This is a genomic window from Streptomyces montanus (genome assembly GCF_005786655.1).
GTDB lineage: Bacteria > Actinomycetota > Actinomycetes > Streptomycetales > Streptomycetaceae > Streptomyces > Streptomyces sporangiiformans.
The window spans coordinates 13,090-30,845 of sequence record NZ_VBZC01000090.1 but is presented as its reverse complement, the minus strand read 5'-3'; the positions used below and the strand labels follow the sequence as shown (position 1 = coordinate 30,845).

Annotated in this window: 16 protein-coding genes; 9 read left to right on the top strand and 7 right to left on the bottom strand. The window is 70.7% G+C overall.

From position 1 onward, the window contains the following. The 3 genes from FE633_RS43455 to FE633_RS43445 form a co-directional block, all read left to right on the top strand. The coding region (locus FE633_RS43455) for a peptidase C39 family protein (protein WP_138050682.1) at positions 1–1,294 on the top strand (1,294 nt) is incomplete at its 5' end. 133 nt (positions 1,295–1,427) lie between these two features. Continuing rightward, complete coding sequence (locus FE633_RS43450) at positions 1,428–1,574, top strand: SCO1431 family membrane protein (protein WP_138050681.1); 147 nt, start codon at positions 1,428–1,430, stop codon at positions 1,572–1,574. Between the two features lie 139 nt (positions 1,575–1,713). Then, positions 1,714–2,373 carry a TetR/AcrR family transcriptional regulator gene (locus tag FE633_RS43445; protein ID WP_138050680.1) on the top strand — a complete coding sequence of 220 codons (660 nt, stop codon included), beginning with the start codon at positions 1,714–1,716 and terminating at the stop codon, positions 2,371–2,373. Between the two features lie 95 nt (positions 2,374–2,468). On the opposite strand, the gene FE633_RS43440 is transcribed toward FE633_RS43445, so the two are convergent. Then, positions 2,469–3,737: a glycoside hydrolase family 18 protein gene (locus FE633_RS43440; RefSeq protein ID WP_138050684.1), complete on the bottom strand. Its 1,269-nt coding sequence runs from the start codon at positions 3,735–3,737 to the stop codon at positions 2,469–2,471. Between the two features lie 382 nt (positions 3,738–4,119). Between FE633_RS43440 and FE633_RS43435 the strand changes: the two genes are divergently transcribed. Next, on the top strand, positions 4,120–5,292 hold the full coding sequence (locus tag FE633_RS43435) for an acyl-CoA dehydrogenase family protein (protein WP_138050679.1): 1,173 nt from the start codon (positions 4,120–4,122) through the stop codon (positions 5,290–5,292). A 585-nt stretch (positions 5,293–5,877) separates the two neighbouring features. Here the strand turns inward: FE633_RS43435 and FE633_RS43425 are convergent. After that, positions 5,878–6,315 (bottom strand): hypothetical protein, encoded by a 438-nt coding sequence (locus FE633_RS43425; RefSeq protein WP_138050677.1) that lies wholly within the window; start codon positions 6,313–6,315, stop codon positions 5,878–5,880. 267 nt (positions 6,316–6,582) lie between these two features. Between FE633_RS43425 and FE633_RS43420 the strand changes: the two genes are divergently transcribed. From FE633_RS43420 to fxsA, 4 genes are all read left to right on the top strand, one after another. After that, entirely contained in the window at positions 6,583–7,023 is a 441-nt protein-coding gene (locus FE633_RS43420) for an Lrp/AsnC family transcriptional regulator (RefSeq protein WP_099940265.1), read from the top strand. 79 nt (positions 7,024–7,102) lie between these two features. Then, positions 7,103–8,725 carry an amidohydrolase gene (locus FE633_RS43415; protein ID WP_138050676.1) on the top strand — a complete coding sequence of 541 codons (1,623 nt, stop codon included), beginning with the start codon at positions 7,103–7,105 and terminating at the stop codon, positions 8,723–8,725. Between the two features lie 537 nt (positions 8,726–9,262). After that, positions 9,263–10,030 (top strand): polyprenol monophosphomannose synthase, encoded by a 768-nt coding sequence (locus tag FE633_RS43410; RefSeq protein WP_138050675.1) that lies wholly within the window; start codon positions 9,263–9,265, stop codon positions 10,028–10,030. A 99-nt stretch (positions 10,031–10,129) separates the two neighbouring features. Further along, a complete protein-coding gene (fxsA, locus tag FE633_RS43405) occupies positions 10,130–10,720 on the top strand; it encodes an FxsA family membrane protein (RefSeq protein ID WP_138050674.1) in 591 nt (196 codons plus the stop codon). Between the two features lie 320 nt (positions 10,721–11,040). Here the strand turns inward: fxsA and FE633_RS43400 are convergent, their stop codons facing one another. The 4 genes from FE633_RS43400 to yczE all read right to left on the bottom strand — a co-directional run bounded on the left by FE633_RS43400 (position 11,041) and on the right by yczE (position 14,552). Next, positions 11,041–11,415 carry an RNA polymerase-binding protein RbpA gene (locus tag FE633_RS43400; RefSeq protein WP_003977404.1) on the bottom strand — a complete coding sequence of 125 codons (375 nt, stop codon included), beginning with the start codon at positions 11,413–11,415 and terminating at the stop codon, positions 11,041–11,043. Positions 11,416–11,670: 255 nt separating this feature from the next. Beyond that, on the bottom strand, positions 11,671–13,065 hold the full coding sequence (locus FE633_RS43395) for an MFS transporter (RefSeq protein ID WP_138050673.1): 1,395 nt from the start codon (positions 13,063–13,065) through the stop codon (positions 11,671–11,673). A gap of 63 nt (positions 13,066–13,128) precedes the next feature. After that, a complete protein-coding gene (locus FE633_RS43390; protein WP_138050672.1) occupies positions 13,129–13,896 on the bottom strand; it encodes a glycerophosphodiester phosphodiesterase family protein in 768 nt (255 codons plus the stop codon). After that, the gene (yczE, locus tag FE633_RS43385; protein ID WP_138050671.1) at positions 13,893–14,552 is read right to left on the bottom strand and encodes a membrane protein YczE; all 660 of its coding nucleotides are present in this window, start codon (positions 14,550–14,552) and stop codon (positions 13,893–13,895) included. The genes FE633_RS43390 and yczE overlap by 4 nt, the downstream gene beginning before the upstream one ends. A gap of 99 nt (positions 14,553–14,651) precedes the next feature. Here yczE and FE633_RS43380 point away from each other — a divergent pair, with 99 nt between their 5' ends. Further along, positions 14,652–16,157 carry an SCO1417 family PLP biosynthesis transcription factor gene (locus FE633_RS43380; protein ID WP_138050670.1) on the top strand — a complete coding sequence of 502 codons (1,506 nt, stop codon included), beginning with the start codon at positions 14,652–14,654 and terminating at the stop codon, positions 16,155–16,157. Between the two features lie 28 nt (positions 16,158–16,185). Here the strand turns inward: FE633_RS43380 and FE633_RS43375 are convergent, their stop codons facing one another. Next, positions 16,186–17,736, bottom strand: a complete 1,551-nt coding sequence (locus tag FE633_RS43375) for a P-loop NTPase family protein (RefSeq protein WP_138050669.1) — start codon at positions 17,734–17,736, stop codon at positions 16,186–16,188. Positions 17,737–17,756: the final 20 nt, after the last annotated feature.

Genomic DNA, 17,756 nt, shown 5'->3' with positions numbered 1-17,756 from the left:
GAGCTCGGCCGCCGGCGCCCCTGCGCCGGCCCGCGCCGCGCAGGCCCCGTCGAAGGCGCGGGCCGGCCGGGTGGACAACCGTGCCTGGACCTCGTACACGGACTGGCGCGGCGGCACCGCGCAGGGCACCCGCGCCGCCTCGGGAGCGCGCCCCGGCCTGGTGATGGCGTCGCCCGCGGGCCGCGTCGACTACACGGACCCGCACACCGGCAGGACCGCCACCTGGGAGTACGCGCGCTGGACGTCGCCCGTCCACCGCCTTGCCGTCCCCTCGACCGAGGTCATCGCCTCCTGGAACGCGCGCACCCCGGCGGGCACCTGGCTCCAGGTCGAGCTGCGCGGCAGGTACTCCGACGGCACCGACACCCCCTGGTACGTGATGGGCCGATGGGCTTCGGGCGACCAGGACATCAGGCGCACCTCGGTGGACGACCAGAGCGACGGCAAGAGCAGCATCTGGACGGACACCTTCGCCATCGACGACGCGACCTCGGGGCTGCGCCTGGTCTCGTACCGGCTGCGGCTGACCCTGTACCGCAAGCCCGGCGCCGGGATCACGCCCACCGTGTGGCGGCTCGGTGCCATGGGCTCCGACATCCCGGACCGCTTCACCGTTCCGGCCTCGACGCCTGGCCTCACCCGGGAGCTGAAGGTCCCGCGCTACTCGCAGGAGATCCACGCGGGCCAGTACCCGGAGTACGACAACGGCGGCGAGGCCTGGTGCAGCCCCACCTCATCGCAGATGATCATCGAGTACTGGGGGCGGAAGCCCACGGCCCAGGACCTGTCATGGGTCAATCCGCAGTACGCGGATCCGCAGGTGTGCCATGCCGCCCGGTTCACCTACGACTACCAGTACGCGGGCTGCGGCAACTGGCCCTTCAACGCCGCCTACGCCGCCACGTACCGGGATCTTCAGGGCGTGGTGACGCGGCTCGGTTCCCTCACCGAGCTGGAGACCCTGATCGCGGCGGGGATCCCGGTCATCACGTCCCAGTCGTTCCTCGCGTCCGAGCTGACGGGGGCGGGTTACGGCACCGCGGGCCATCTGATGACCGTCATCGGATTCACCGCCGACGGCGACGTGATCGCCAACGACCCGGCCTCGCCGAGCAACGCGGCCGTGCGGCGCGTCTACCGGCGGCGGGAGTGGGAGAACATCTGGCTCCGTACCAAGAGGTACAACGCCTCCGGGAAGGTGGTCTCCGGCACCGGCGGCGTCTGCTACCTGTACTTCCCGGCGCAGCCCACGGCACGCCAGCGGACGGCACTGGCGAAGGTCGGCATCCGCTGAGCGGGGGAGCCTCGGCTGATCAAGGACCCTCTTCGGCGTGACCAAGCTCTCTCCCGAAAGTGCCCGTTCCGGTGGCAAGGTGGACAGACCCATGGGGGGAGTCCGCCAACCCAGACGACGCGAGCGAGCTGCCATGACCGTGACCTCTGCCACCGCCGGACGCCTGCGCACCCGCACCGGCGGCCCCAAGGACGACGGCCCGAAGATCCTGGAACACCTCGCGGGCTGGGCCTTCGTGGTGGTGCTCGCGATGCTCGTCACGCAGCTCGGCCTGATCTGACGGCCGACGGCTTCACTGCCCCCTCAGGGGGTGCCCTTTAGGGCACTCCCTAGTCGTCGAAGAGAGTCGAACAGGCCGATGACGGGGGTCTGCCATACTGCCTGCGGATGTCCGCGGCAGTGGGAGACCAGGGTCGAAAGTGAACGACAGCCAACAGCGCGGCGTCGGCCGCCCACGGGTGCGCGGCACGGACCGCTCCGTGGCCCGTCGTGCCGAACTCATCGCCATCGGACGGAAGTTATTCGCCGACACGTCCTACGACGCGCTGTCGATGGACGACATCGCGAAGCAGGCTCATGTGGCCAAGGGCTTGATCTACTACTACTTCAAGTCCAAGCGTGGCTACTACCTGGCGATCATCGAGGACTCGGTCGCCGAGCTGGTCTCGCGGGCGGCCGGCGGCCTCGAACTGCCGCCCCGGGAACGGGTGCACCGCACCATCGACGGCTATCTGCGCTACGCCGAACTCCACCAGGCCGCCTACCGCGCGATCATCAGCGGCGGCGTCGGTTTCGACGCCGAGGTGCAGGCCATACGGGACGAAGTGCGCGAAGCCATCGTCGAGACCATCGCCGAAGGAGCGTACGGGCGGCGCGAGGTCGCCCCCCTGCCGCGTACGGCCCTGCTCGGCTGGCTCTGCAGCGTCGAGGGCGCCACCCTCGACTGGATCGACCACCGGACTCTGTCGCGCGACGTCATGCGCGAACTGCTCGTGAAGATGCTCGGCGGCGTACTGCAAGCCATCGAGGAACTCGACCCCGCGTATCCGGCGCCCGAAGCCGCCCGCCAGGGTGTCTGATTGACCGTGGCGCCCGCGCGAAGGCGGGGGTCGAACGAACCCCCGCCCCCTTGCGGTACGGATGGCCGTACAGGCCAATTGCCCTACGGGCCAGGCTAGTTGATCGCCTTGATCAGCTCGCCGTTCGGCGTGTCACCGCTCAGCTCCCAGAAGAAGGTGCCTCCCAGGCCCTGCTGGTTTTTGTAGGTCATCTTCCCGGCGATGGTCGACGGAGTGTCGTAACTCCACCAGTTGTTCCCACACTTCGCGTACGCCGTGCCGCCGACGGTGCCGGTTGCCGGGCACTTCGCCTTGAGCACCTTGTAGTCCTCGATGCCCTGCTCGTACGTCCCCGCTGCCGGGCCGGTGGCACTGCCGCCGGGCGCCGCCTGGGTGACTCCGGTCCAGCCGCGCCCGTAGAAGCCGATGCCGAGCAGCAGCTTCGAGGCCGGGATGCCGAGCCCCTTGAGCTTCGCGATCGTCGCGGAGGTGTGGTAGCCCGCCCTCGGTATCCCGGAGTACGAGTTCAGCGGCGAGTGCGGAGCCGTCGGACCGGTCGCGTCCCAGGCACCGAAGAAGTCGTACGTCATCGGGTTGTACCAGTTGACGTACTGCGCGGCGCCCGCGTAGTCCGCCGCGTCGATCTTGCCGCCGCTCGTGGCGTCGGCCGGGATCGCCGACGTGACCAGCGCGGAACCGCCGAACTTGGCACGAACTGCCGACATCAGGTTCCGGTACGCCGCCCTCCCGCTGGTGTCGCAGGTCAGACCGCATGCGTTGGGGTACTCCCAGTCGATGTCGATCCCGTCGAAGACGTCAGCCCACTTGGAGTTCTCGACCAGGTCGTAGCAGGACTGGGCGAAGGCGGCCGGGCTCCTGGCGGCCTCGGTGAAGCCGCCGGACCAGGTCCAGCCGCCGAAGGACCAGAGGACCTTGAGGTTCGGATGGAGCTTCTTGAGTTCGCGCAGCTGGTTGAAGGTGCCGCGCAGGGGCTGGTCCCAGGTGTCGGCGACGCCGTCGACGGATTCGGCCGCGGTGTACGTCCGTTCGGTCGCCGCGTAGGAGTCGCCCATGGCGCACTTGCCGCCCGTGACATTGCCGAAGGCGTAGTTGATGTGGGTGAGCTTGGCCGCCGAGCCGGACGTCCTGATGTTCTTGACGAGGTACTTGCGGTCGTAGGTACCCCATTCGGTGAAGTAGCCGACGACCGTGGAGCCGGCGGCCTTCGGCGTTGGTCCGGCCTTCGGCGTCGATCCGGCCCGCTGTGCCGGTCCGGCCGCGGTGGCGGAGCCCGCGCCGGCGAGCAGCCCCGCGCCGAGGACGGCGCAGCAGACGACGGAGATCAACGCCCGGAAACGGAAGCGGATTTGGGGTGGTCTGAGCATCATGTCTCCTCGTGGGGAGGGGAGCGTGGGGTTGGTGCCTGGACCTGGTGAAGACGTGCGCGACCTGTCCCGCGCGTTTGACATGAACGCGCCGGAGCTTTGAGGGAAAACGGTAGGAGGACTAGACCAGCTGAGTCAATGGTCCGTACCAATTTCGATGTGGTTTAATAAACGGTCGTTAACTGGTGATGTGCTCTGCCGAATCGGGCATACTCACAGCGCCACAGCCGCTGGTCAGCTTCTCCCACTGCCTAAACGGCGTGGGGGGACGCCCGTCCGAGACCCGGAAGGGGAGCATCGGCTGGACGACGAAAGACCGGGCGGAGCCACCTCACCCCTGTGCGTGTCCGCCGAAGCGCCCGACAGGGAGGAGAGCGTCGCCATGATCGACAGCGCGCCGCAGCCGGTGGACCGTGACCTGCCCACGGACGAGGCCCGGGATCTGATCTCGCTCGTCCGTGACATCACGCAGCGCGAGATCGCTCCCAAGGCGGCCGCGGAGGAGGACGCCGGGCGCTTCCCGCGCGAACTGTTCACCCTGCTCTCGGAGTCGGGGCTGCTCGGCCTTCCGTACGACTCGGAGCACGGCGGCGGGGACCAGCCGTACGAGGTCTATCTCCAGGTTCTCGAGGAGCTGGCCGCGGCCCGGTTGACCGTCGGTCTCGGTGTCAGCGTGCATTCGCTGTCCTGTCACGCACTCGCCCACTACGGCACCAAGGAACAGCAGGTCCAGCATCTGCCGGCCATGCTCGGCGGCGGCCTCCTGGGCGCGTACTGCCTCTCTGAGCCGGCGTCCGGGTCCGACGCCGCCGGCATGCGGACCAAGGCGGTGCGGGACGGTGACGAGTGGCTGCTCACCGGTACCAAGGCGTGGATCACGCACGGTGGTGTCGCCGACTTCTACACCGTGTTCGCGCGCAGCGGCGGCGAGGGGACACGCGGCATCACGGCGTTCCTGGTGCCGGGCGACGCGGAGGGGCTGAGTGCCGCGGTGCCCGAGAAGAAGATGGGGATGAAGGGCTCGCCCACGGCTCAGGTTCACTTCGACCGGGTGCGGATCTCCGACGACCGGCGCATCGGAGACGTGGGCCAGGGCTTCGCCATCGCCCTGTCCGCGCTCGACTCGGGGCGGCTCGGCATCGCCGCCTGCGCGGTCGGCGTGGCCCAAGCGGCTCTCGACGAGGCGGTCGCCTACGCCACCGCGCGCGAGCAGTTCGGCCGGCGGATCTCGGACTTCCAGGGCATGCGCTTCATGCTCGCGGACATGGCGACGCAGATCGAGGCGGGCCGGGCGCTCTACCTCGCCGCCGCGCGACTGCGCGACGCGGGGCGGCCGTTCGCCAAGCAGGCGGCCATGGCGAAGCTGCTGTGCACGGACGCCGCGATGAAGGTCACCACGGACGCTGTCCAGGTGCTCGGCGGGTACGGCTACACCGCGGACTTCCCCGTGGAGCGCTTCATGCGTGAGGCCAAGGTGCTGCAGATCGTCGAGGGCACCAATCAGATCCAGCGGATGGTCATCGCCCGTCACCTCGTGGGTCCCGACTCGCGCTGAACCGCCCGTACCCGTAGCCGTATCCGTACATGATCGAGGGCGCCACGAGCCGGACCCATTCGGGGTCGTGGCGCCCCGGCAGGGTCCGGCCGCGGTCGGACCAGGTGCGGATCAGGGCGCGGTAGATGGGGGGATCCGGGGGCTGCCGTCGAGCCTGCGGCTCCTGTGGTTCCTGCGGCTCCGGTGACTCCTGAAGCCCCTGGTTAACCGATTCTGCGGGCGCCGAAACGAGAATCCGGCGGCGACGGCTCGTCTCTGCATACGTGGCGGTCATACCAGGGCAACGCGTCCACGGGTGGACAGGTCACCGGACCGCTGATTCGCCCGTCAGTTCACTGTGGGCCCGTACGAGTTCACGGTGGGCCGTACGGGTTCACGGTGGGCCGTGCGAGTTCACGGTGGGCCGTGCGGGTCATCCAAGGCCACCGCTCCGGTCGGCCTGCTCACTCGGCTTCGGTGCGCCATTCGTCCCGGCGGACCGGACACACTGATCCTGCACCACGGCAGCCCGCGAGCCATGGTGCAGGGCAGCTACGAAAGACCGAGCCGGTTCGACGAGAGCGCTGCCTGAGCGCCCCGGACCGGTCAGGCGGCCTGGCGGCGCAGTACCGGCACCCGCATGGGACGCGAGCCGGGGCCACCAACGTGCGAGAAGGGCTGTGTCCGCCAGTCGAGCCCCTGAGGGAGCGTCAGTAGCAGGGAGGTGTCCTGCTCCTGAGCCTCCATCGACTCGTCCGCGGGCCGGGCCTCGGCCGCCGCGCGGCCCGTACCGGCGCACACCGTGAGCCCGAACGGGTTCCACGGCGTCGCGCACAGCGCGTGCTCGGGCAGGACCTCCTCGTCCGCCAGGAGCGCGATGGGCTGCGCGCAGTCCGGGCAGATCACCCGGTACATCTCAAAAGTGTCATACGCGTCGAGTTCTTCACCGTCGACGGCGTCCGGTTCGACGCCCTCCGGCTCGGGCTCGACGACCGGCTTCAGTCGCTTGGGCGCGGTGCGACCAGGGCGCTTCAGACTCTGCATATGGGTTTCTCCCCCTCGGGTGGGCCGACAAGGCGCTGCGGCCTCGACCAAAGCAAGCACTTCCCGCCCCGTCTCGGCGGTAATCACGAGAACATCACGGAACCTGTAACCACACTGTGGCCTTCGTCACATGCTGCCCGCAGGTGCCCGCGGCGGTGGATTTGTCCCCCGCATGGCTGACGGGCTCCGCCCGTGCACATCACAAACCGGGTATGACCAGGGCCGCTGAGGTATCCGAGAGATCAAGAGCCCTGTAGGTTCTGCGCCATGGAGGAGCTGGACCGACAGATTGTGCAGCTGCTCGTCGCGGACGGGCGGATGAGCTACACCGACCTGGGCAAGGCCACGGGCCTGTCCACGTCGGCCGTGCACCAGCGGGTGCGCCGACTGGAACAGCGCGGCGTCATCCGCGGCTATGCCGCGGTCGTCGACCCCGAGGCCGTCGGGCTGCCGATGACGGCCTTCATCTCGGTGAAGCCGTTCGACCCCAGCGCCCCCGACGACATCGCGGAACGCCTGGCGGGCGTCCCGGAGATCGAGGCCTGCCACAGCGTCGCGGGGGACGAGAACTACATCCTCAAGGTCCGTGTCTCGACGCCACACGAACTGGAAGAGCTGCTCGCGCGCCTCCGCTCGCTGGCCGGCGTGTCGACGCGTACGACCGTGGTCCTCTCGACTCCGTACGAGGCGCGGCCGCCCAGGATCTGAGTCCGGACCGGCAGGCTCCCCCCCCCCGGCACGCGGGGTGGGTGCGGGGCGGGTGTGCCCAGGGGCGAGACTGTTCCCCATGAGTGAGAGCACCGCCACCCCTCGTACCGTGCTGCTGCGCGGTGGGGAAGTACACAGCCCCGCCGACCCGTTCGCCACCGCGATGGTCGTGGAACGCGGGCAAGTCGCCTGGGTCGGCTCCGAGGGCGCGGCCGACGCGTTCGCCGACGGGGTCGACGAGGTGATGGACCTCGACGGTGCCCTGGTCACCCCGGCGTTCACCGACGCCCATGTGCACACCACGGCGACCGGGCTCACCCTCACCGGCCTCGACCTGTCCACCGCACCCTCCCTGGAAGCGGCCCTCACCCTCGTACGCGACTTCGCGGCCGCCCGCCCCGCCGACCGAGTCCTCCTGGGCCACGGCTGGGACGCCGCCCGCTGGCCCGGCGGCCGGCCGCCGACGCGGACCGAACTCGACGAGGCCACCGGGGGCCGCCCGCTCTACCTCTCCCGCATCGACGTCCACTCGGCCGTCGCCAGCACGGCCCTCCTGGACCTGGTGCCGGGGATCACCGGACTCACGGGGTACGAGGACGGCCCGCTGACCCGTGACGCCCACCACGCCGTGCGCGCCGCGGCCCTGGGAGCCGTCACCCCCGCCCAGCGCATCGAGGCCCAGCGCGCGGCGCTCGCGCACGCCGCCTCGCTCGGCATCGGTTCCCTCCACGAGTGCGCGGGCCCGGGCATCTCCTCCGAGGACGACTTCACCGGGCTGCTGCGGCTCGCCGCCGAAGAGGCCGGCCCCAGGGTCGTCGGCTACTGGGCCGAGCAGGGACAAGAGGGCATCGAGAAGGCCCGCGCGCTGGGAGCGATCGGCGCCGCGGGTGACCTCTTCGTCGACGGCTCCCTCGGCTCGCACACGGCCTGCCTGCACGGGCCGTACGCGGACGCCGGCCACACCGGCACCGCCTACCTGGACTCCGTCGCCGTCGCCGCCCATGTGGTGGCCTCCACCGAGGAGGGCCTCCAGGCCGGGTTCCATGCCATCGGGGACGCCGCCGTGACCACTGTGGTCGAGGGGGTCCGAGCGGCCGCCGAAAAGGTCGGTCCGGCCCGCGTACGGGCCGCCCGGCACCGCGTCGAGCACGCCGAGATGCTCACCCCCGAAACCATCGCCGGCTTCGCCGAACTCGGACTCACCGCCTCCGTCCAGCCCGCCTTCGACGCGCTGTGGGGCGGCGAGGACGGTATGTACGCCCAGCGCCTCGGTGCCGAACGGGCCCGTACGCTCAACCCGTTCGCGGCGCTGCTGCGCTCCGGCGTGCCGCTCGCCCTCGGTTCCGACAGCCCCGTGACTCCGCTCGACCCGTGGGGCACCGTCCGCGCCGCGGCCTTTCACCGGACACCGGAACACCGGGTCTCCGTACGGGCGGCCTTCACCGCGCACACACGGGGCGGGTGGCGGGCGATCGGCCGGGACGACGCGGGTGTCCTGGTGCCGGGCGCGCCCGCGGACTACGCCGTGTGGCGTACCGACGAACTCGTCGTGCAGGCCCCGGACGACCGGGTCGCCCGCTGGTCGACCGATCCCCGCTCCGGCACCCCCGGACTGCCCGACCTGACGCCCGGGACGCGACTCCCCGTCTGTCTGCGCACCGTGGTGGGCGGTCGAACCGTCTTCGTGAGGCCGGACGAGTGATGTACCGGGGTGGCGGGGCGCCGGTCCTGGCCGCCGTGCTGTCATGCGACCTGCGTATCCTCCCCGCTGACCAGGCGATTGAGTGAAAAGCCGCAGGTGAAACGGCTGTTGATGGAAGTGGCAGGTGGCCGGTAGGTTCGGCCGGGTCCACCACCGGACGTCCGACCGCGGAAGTTCCGAGCAGCCCTCGAATCGCCGCTGGGTCAGGGGTGGTGTGCCGCACCGGCGCACCACCACTGGGAGCCAGGCCCAGCCCTCGCGTACTGGGGGATGAGGGAACGTTCCGGCCGGTCGGCAGGTGTGACCCGGGTGGGGCCCGGACGCTCAGTAGACAACGGCTCTAGGTCGACCCGCAGCCAGCGGGCCCCAGGTCGGCCCGAAGGGCGCCGGGCCCCGATCCGCTGTACGTTTCTCTCTTCTCGGCAGAAGCTGCTCTCGAGCCGGCGTCTCCGGGCGCGTAAATCGGCGTCCTATCTGGGCGAAGAGCGGTGCTCGCTATGGTGGAGCCCCTCTGCACGGAAGTCTTAAGGGGAAGCTGTGAACGACGGCGGTGGGCGACAGTTCGGTCCGCTCGGCACGACCTTGGTGATCATCCCGACCTACAACGAGGCGGAGAACATCAAGGCAATCGTCGACCGGGTGCGGGCTTCTGTGCCCGAGGCACACGTCCTGGTCGCCGACGACAACAGCCCGGACGGCACGGGCAAGCTCGCCGACGAGATGACCGTCGGGGACGACCACGTCCACGTGCTGCACCGCAAGGGCAAGGAGGGCCTCGGCGCCGCCTACCTCGCGGGCTTCCGCTGGGGGCTGGAAGAGGGGTACGGCGTACTGGTAGAGATGGACGCCGACGGTTCGCACCAGCCCGAGGAACTGCCGCGGCTGCTCACCGCGCTCAAGGGTGCCGATCTGGTCCTCGGTTCCCGCTGGGTGCCGGGCGGTCGGGTCGTGAACTGGCCCAAGCACCGTGAGTTCATCTCCCGTGGCGGAAGCCTGTACTCAAGGGTCCTGCTCGACGTACCGATGCGCGATGTCACCGGTGGCTACCGCGCGTTCCGCCGGGAGACCCTCGAAGGCCTCGGCCTCAGCGACGTCGCCTCCCAGGGCTACTGCTTCCAGGTCGACCTGGCCCGGCGCGCCGTCAGAGCCGGCTATCACGTCGTCGAGGTGCCCATCACGTTCGTCGAGCGCGAGCTGGGCGACTCCAAGATGAGCCGCGACATCCTCGTCGAGGCCCTGTGGAGAGTCACGACGTGGGGTGTGGGGGAGCGGGTGGGGCGGATCTTCGGGCGGAAGCCCTTCTGAAGCCGACTCGAAACCTGTGGCTCGCGGACTCACAAGCCCACAGGCAGCGCTGTCCAGCCCCTTATCCCGTACTGAGCCGGGCCCAGGCACACTGGACGCATGACGACTGGCGCTCCGACTCCGACGTACCCCGCACAGCCACGGCGCTCCCGACTGCGTACGTTTCTGCCGCTCGGTATCGCCGCGTGGCTGGTGCTCGAGATCTGGCTGCTGACCGTGGTGGCGGGCACGGCGGGTGGCCTCGCCGTCTTCCTGCTGCTCGTCGCCGGGTTCGTGCTCGGATCCGTGGTCATCAAGCGGGCCGGACGCCGGGCTTTCCGCAATCTGAGTGAGGCTCTGCAACAGCAGCAGGCCGGTCAGACCGGGGGGCTGCCGCAGGGTGAGCGGGGCAGCGAGGGCAACGGTCTGATGATGCTGGGGGGTCTGCTGCTGATGCTGCCCGGTCTGGTGTCCGACGCGTTGGGCCTGCTCCTGCTGATTCCGCCGGTCCAGAAGGCCCTGAGCCGGTACGCGGAGCGCACCTTCGAACGCAAGATGCGCGAGGCCACCCCGGGCACCCTCGGTGACGCCTTCCAGCAGGCCCGCATCCGCCGCCCCGACGGCAAGGTCGTCCAGGGAGAGGTCATCCGCGACGACGAGCCGCGTGGGCCCGAGCGGGACGCGGAGCGGCGTCCGCCGCTGCAGGGCTGAGCTCGAAGCCCGGGAGCTCCGCCCCGTAAGGGACGCGGGGAACTGCGCGACCGGCCACAGACAACCCGCAGCCGAAACGAGTCGGGTGGGGGCTGAGGGCGCAGCCCCCGAGGGATGGGACGGGCAGGGGCGGCGGGGGCGAAAGAAGCGAGCGTGCTCCGGAGCCGCCGCCGAACGCCGGGCGGCGGCTCAGCCGAGTTCAGCTCAGCCCAGCCGAACGAGCGGCAGCGTCAACGCATGGAACCGCGGGTGCCGTACGCGAACGTACGGCACCCGCGGTTCCGGGTGCGCTCTGTATGCCGCCGCAGCCCCGGAGGGGGCTACGCGGACTTGCGGCTGTCCCGCGGATGTACCGCGATGTTCATGGCGCCGGAGCGGAGAACGGCCAGGCGCTCCTCGAGGACCTCTTCGAGCTCCTCGCGTGTGCGCCGCTCCATCAGCATGTCCCAGTGCGTGCGCGCGGGCTTGGCCTTCTTCTCCTCGGGGCCATCGCCATCCACCAGGAGTGCCTGGGCCCCGCAGACCTTGCACTCCCACTCCGGCGGGATCTCCGCCTCCACCGAGAAGGGCATCTCGAAACGATGCCCCTTCTCGCATGCGTACTCCACGGCCTGGCGCGGGGCCAGGTCGATGCCGCGGTCCGTCTCGTAGCTGGTCACCACGAGGCGCGTGCCGCGAAGAGCTCGCTCACTCATGAATCGTGCCTCCCGGGCTTGTCGCCCACAGGACAGGTGTCGCTGTCGTCGTCATCCGGTCAACGTCCGGTCGGCGGTAAAGATTCCCGTTGCGGGTCATGTGTCGCCGTCGTAGCCGCCCCTTGTTGTACCCACCGGCGCCCGGTTTGTCACATCTGAGAGCAGATGTCACCCAGCGTTTCGGCATCTTTGACGCGCAGTAACGGTACGCCTGGCAGGCCAAACGCGTACACTACCGCCCTTTGGCCCCGAGTGCTAAATCCGGTCCGGAACGGGGTTGCCTGCATCCCGTACCGCCAGCCGCACCGGAACCCGCGCGAGCAGCACGAATCCGAGGACGAAGAAGGCCACGAGCGAGATGATCGCGTCCCGATAACTTCCGGTCAGCTGGTAGGTGAGACCGAACAGAAGAGGGCCGAGCCAGCTCATTCCGCGATCGCTCATCTCGTACGCCGAGAAGTACTCGGCCTCTCTGCCCCTCGGCACCAGATGCGAGAACAGTGAACGGGACAGTGCCTGGCTCCCGCCGAGCACGAGTCCGATCCCGGCGGCGAGGACGAAGAACCACGCCGCCGAGCCGGCCGGCAGGAAGTAGCCCGCCCCGATCGTCACCGTCCACGCGACCAGCGAGCCGAGGATCGTGCGCTTTGCGCCGTAGGTGCGCGCGAGCCGGCCCATCCCGAGCGCCCCGGCCACGGCCAGCAGCTGGACGAGCAGCACCGCGACGATGAGGGTCGACTGTCCGAGGTCCAGCTCTTCGGAGCCGTACACCGAGGCCTGTGAGATGACCGTCTGGATGCCGTCGTTGTAGACGAGATAGGCCAGCAGAAAGGCGAGCGTCCGCGGCTGGCGTCGCATGTCCCGCACCGTGGCGGCCAGTTGACGCCAGCCGTGCCCGGACGTCCGGGAGGCGGATGTCCCGGAATCGGATGTCCCGGAATCGGACGTCCCCGCAGGGGACGTCGTACGGCGGTCGCGCAGCCGCCTCAGCGGTACGAGCGTGAAGGCGCCCCACCAGATGCCCGCCGACGCCAGACAGACGCGGACCGCGGTCGACTCCGCGACACCGAAGCTGTCATGTGCCGTGAACAGCACCAGGTTCGCGACCAGGACCAGCGCGCCCGCCGCGTAGCCGAAGGCCCAGCCCCTGGACGAGACCGCGTCGCGCTCCTCCGGAGGGGCGATCTGCGGCAGATACGCGTTGTAGAGCACCATCGAGACGGCCACCGATGCATTGGCGACGATCAGGAGGAGGCCGCCCAGCAGATAGCGGTCGCCGTCGAGGAAGAACATGCCCGTCGTCGCCGCCGCTCCCAGATAGGCGGCGGTGGCGAGCAGCGGCTTCTTGCGGCCCGTGCGGTCGGCCGCCGCGCCCGCCAACGGCATCAGGAAGATCGACAGGATCACGGACGCGGACACGGAGTACGCGAAGAAGGAGCCCGCGCGGACCGGGATCCCCAGCGGGTGCACGAATCCGTCCGGGTCCGCCGCCGACTTCGCGACCGACGTCAGATAGGGCCCGAGGAACACGGTCAGGACGCTCGTCGAATAGACGGAGACGGCCCAGTCGTAGAAGTACCAGCCGCGTTGTTCGCGGCGCCGCTCGGCCGCCTCGGCGGCCGCTCCCGCCCGCACGGTGTCGGTGCCCACCCGTGCCCTCGCTTCCCCGTCGCAGTCCCCGTACGCGGACCCTGCGCGGTGCTACCTGGCCGGTCAGACCCAGGCGCCGCGGTCCTTGAGGACCCCGCGCAGCGTCTCGATGTGATCGGTCATGATGCCATCGACGCCGAGGTCCAGGAGGCGGTGCATCCGCTCGGGCTCGTTGACGGTCCACACATGGACGTGCAGCCCGTGCGCGTGGGCGGCGCGCACGAAGAGACGGTCGACCACGGGGACGCCCGACTGGGACTCGGGCACCTGGGCGCAGACCGCCGAGCGGCGCAGGGCCGCGGGGACGCCCCAGGACCGCAGACGCAGTCCCAGAACACCCCGGGTCCCGTACGAGGTCGCCAGGCGCGGTCCGGCCAGCCGCTGCGCGCGGGACGCGCGCGCCTCGGAGAAGGAGCCGACGCAGACGCGGTCCCAGCAGTCGGTGCGGCGGATCAGATCGAGCAGGGGGTGCAGCGCGGGTTCGGCCTTGACGTCGATGTTCCAGCGGACGTCGGGGAACGTCTCCAGGAGTTCCTCGAAGAGGGGCACCGGTTCGGCACCCGCCACGCGCGCGTGCCGTACGTCGTCCCAGGGGAGGTCAGCTATCCGGCCCGCCCCGTCGGTCACCCGGTCGAGCGTCGCGTCGTGGAACGCGACGAGCCGGCCGTCGGCGGTGGCGTGTACATCGGTCTCGATGTACCGGTAGCCCGCCTCGACCGCGCGCCGGAACTGGGCCACGGTGTTCTCCAGGCCGTCCGCCGCCCCGCCCCGGTGAGCGAAGGCGATCGGACCGGGGTGGTCGAGATAGGGGTGGCGTATCCGCGTGGTCACTCCCGCAGTATCGCCCGTTCAGGTGAACCGGCGGCAACGACCGTACTGTCGCCCACCGCCGAGGGGACGGCGAATACGCGAAGGAACAGCTGGGCCAGCGGGCCGATGGCCAGCGCGTACAGGATCGTGCCCGCGCCGACCGTGCCGCCGAGGGCGAAACCGGTGACCACGACCGTCAGTTCGACGGCCGTGCGCATCAGGCGGATCGAGCGTCCCGTGCGATGGTGCAGACCCGTCATCAGCCCGTCACGCGGGCCAGGACCGAAACGGGCCGCGATGTAGAGGCCGGTCGCCACACCGTTGACCAGGACGCCTGCCACCAGCACCGGAACCCGGACGGCGAGGGTGTGCAGGTCGGGAACCAGTGCGATGGTGCCGTCCATCGCGATACCGATCACGAAGACGTTGGAGACCGTGCCGAGGCCGGGGCGCTGGCGCAGGGGAATCCACAGGAGCAGCACCGCGGCGCCCACGATGATCGAGACGACCCCGATCGTCAGCCCGGTCAGCTCCGCGAGGCCCTGGTGCAGGACACCCCAGGGCTCCAGGCCCAGGCCCGCCTCCACGAGCAGGGCGGCACTCGCGCCGTGCAGGGCCAGGCCCACGTAGAGCTGGAGCAGCCGACGGGTGAGGTGCCCTGATGGCGGCGTGGACAAGTTGTGCCCCCCAGTGGTGGTAGTGGACTGATTCGTGACACTCTGTGGCTTGGGAATGAACGTGATCGATGGCCAATTCGGGGAAGGTGGACTGAAGTCATGGCTCAGTGGACTTCGGCGGTGGGGGCGACGCAGCTCGCCCGGCTGCTCAACTCCCAGCAGAAGCGCCCGGCCGGCCCCGGCACGCGCCGCCCGCCCGCCTATCGCGCCCTGGCCGACGGCATCCGGCTGCTCGTGCTCGAAGGCCGCGTCCCCGTCGCCGCACGGCTGCCCGCCGAGCGCGAGCTGGCCCTCGCCTTCTCCGTCAGCCGCACCACCGTGGCCGCCGCCTATGAGGCGCTGCGCGCCGAGGGGTTTTTGGAGTCCCGCCGGGGAGCGGGCAGTTGGACGGCCGTACCGGCCGGCAACCCGCTGCCCGCACGCGGCCTCGAACCGCTGCCGCCCGAGGCGCTCGGCTCCATGATCGACCTGGGCTGCGCCGCCCTGCCGGCGCCCGAGCCCTGGCTCACCCGGGCCGTCCAGGGAGCGCTGGAGGAGCTGCCGCCGTACGCCCACACCCACGGCGACTATCCGGCGGGGCTGCCCGCACTGCGCCAGATGCTCGCCGAGCGGTACACGGCGCGCGGTATTCCCACCATGCCCGAGCAGATCATGGTGACGACCGGGGCCATGGGGGCCATGGACGCCATCTGTCATCTGTTCGCCGGGCGCGGTGAGCGCATCGCCGTCGAGTCGCCCTCGTACGCCAACATCCTTCAGCTGATGCGGGAGGCCGGAGCCCGGCTGGTGCCCGTCGCCATGGCCGAGGGGCTCGCGGGCTGGGACATGGACCGCTGGCGGCACGTGCTGCGCGACGCCGCCCCCCGGCTCGCGTACGTCGTGGCGGACTTCCACAATCCGACCGGCGCGCTCGCCGACGAGGACCGGCGGCGGCAGCTCGTCGACGCGGCTCGGTCCGCGGGCACCGTGGTGGTCGTGGACGAGACCATGAGCGAACTGCGTCTGGACGACGAGCTCGAACTGCCCAGGCCCGTCTGTGGTTTCGACCCGGCCGGATCCACGGTCATCACGGTCGGCTCGGCCAGCAAGGCGTTCTGGGCCGGCCTGCGGATCGGCTGGGTGCGGGCCGCCCCCGACGTCATCCGCAGCCTGGTCGCGGCGCGCGCGTACGCCGACATGGGCACGCCCGTTCTGGAGCAGCTGGCCGTGAACTGGCTGCTCAGCACCGGAGGCTGGGAGCAGGCGGTGGACGTCCGCCGGGGCCAGGCGCGCGAGAACCGTGACGCGCTCGTGGCCGCCGTCCGGCGCGAGCTGCCCCGTTGGGAGTTCGACGTGCCGCAGGGCGGGCTGACCCTGTGGGTGCGGACCGGAGGGCTGTCCGGGTCACGCCTCGCCGAGGCGGGCGAGCGCGTGGGTCTGCGGGTGCCGTCGGGACCCCGCTTCGGCGTGGACGGGGCCTTCGAGGGCTATGTACGGCTGCCGTTCACGGTCGGCGGAGCGGTGGCCGATGAGGCCGCGGTACGGCTGGCCGCGGCCGCCCGGCTGGTGGAGACGGGGATGAACGGGAACGGGATGACGGAGACGCCGCGCACGTTCGTGGCGTGACACCCCCCAAGCGTGGAGCCGCTCGTGTTCAGCCCTCCACGGCGGCGCCGACGGGCTCCGCGTCCGCGGGCGCCGCGCGCTCCGGCAGGAGGCTCAGGACCGCTTGACGGTGGGTCTCGCTCGTCGCCTCGTCGTACGGGTCCGGGGTCGCCGGAACCTGGAGGCGGTGCACCGGGCCCGCGCCGAGCCGGGCGTAGCCGCGCCCGGCGGGCACGTCGGGGGTCGGTGTGGTGGGCGGGGCTGACCCGAGCACCGCTTCGAGCTGCTCCGCCGAGGCAGGGCCGAGAACGACACGCGCGCGCGTGTGCTGTCGCACCCCGTCGGCGAGGGACTCCATGCCGTCGAACTGCTCGGCCACCACGACCGTGACACCGGCCGCGCGACCGTGCCGCAGCGGCACCTGGAGAAGCGCCTGCGGGTCCGGGCGGTCGTCGGCCGCCGCGAGGTGCCCGAGGACGGTCGGGCGGTCCAGGAGGAGCCAGAGGGGACGCTTCGTGTCGTCCGGCGCGGGGTGGCCCGCCTGACGAGCACGGTTCGCGGCGATGAGGCGGCGCTCCGTCTCGTGCGCCGCCCACTCCAGGCTGGCCAGTGCCCCCGCCAGGCCGCACTCGACGGCCAGGACTCCGTCGCGGTCCGCGAGGCATGCGTACTCGCCGGTGCCGCCGCCCTCGATGATCAGGACGTCACCGTGCTGAAGCGCCTGCAGAGCCATCGAGCGCAGGAGGGTGGTCGTGCCACTGCCGGGGCCGCCGATCGCAAGCAGATGCGGCTCGGTGGAACGCACGCCGGTGCGCCAGACGACCGGCGGGACGTCGCGTTGTTCCTCACCGAAGGCGACGGGGAGCGTGCGCTGGACGCCGGTCGGGTCGGTGAAGCCGAGGACCATCTCGCCCGGTGCGGTGACGAAGCGCTGGGCGGAGATGTCGGTGGGCAGGGGCGGCAGCACCGTGACCGTGAGCTGGTTGCCCTCCTCGTCCCACGCGAAGCGGTACTCGCGGCCACGGCCCGACTTCGCGTGCAGCACCTGCTCGATGCGTGTGCGGGAGGCCGTCTCGCCGTCCGTGAAGTAGGCGGGGTAGCGGATCGTCAGGTGCGCGAGGCGGCCTGTGTCGTCGAACGCGTAGGAGCTGAAGGCCTTCGTCCACTCCCCGCCGTGTGCGAAGAGCGGAGCGGGGTCCTCAGGGACCGAGAAGTAAGGGACGAGCGCTTCGTAGAGCGACTGCAGACGCTTGGTCTGCGCGTCGTCCGGGCCCTTCGGCAGCGCACCGGTGCGGTCCCGGCCGTGCCACGCGGCCGCTGCCATCAGCGAGATGCCGGCGAGCAGCGGCCCGTAGGGCAGGAGGGCCACGACGAGGACGATCGAGGCCACCAGGAACAGCAGCGGCCCATGCCGGTCCTTGGGGGTGTCGGCCCACTTGCGCCGCCCGGCCGCCGCCAGCCGGCGCAGTCCACGGGTGATCGTGATCAGCGGGTGGAGGACGTCGGTGGCGCTGGTGGCGGCCGTCCGGGCCAGCTCCCGGCTGCGGACGATCCGCTCGCTGCCGTGGCTCAGAATGCGGGGGAGAGGGCGCCGGGCCACTGATGTCTCCTGAGGGTGCG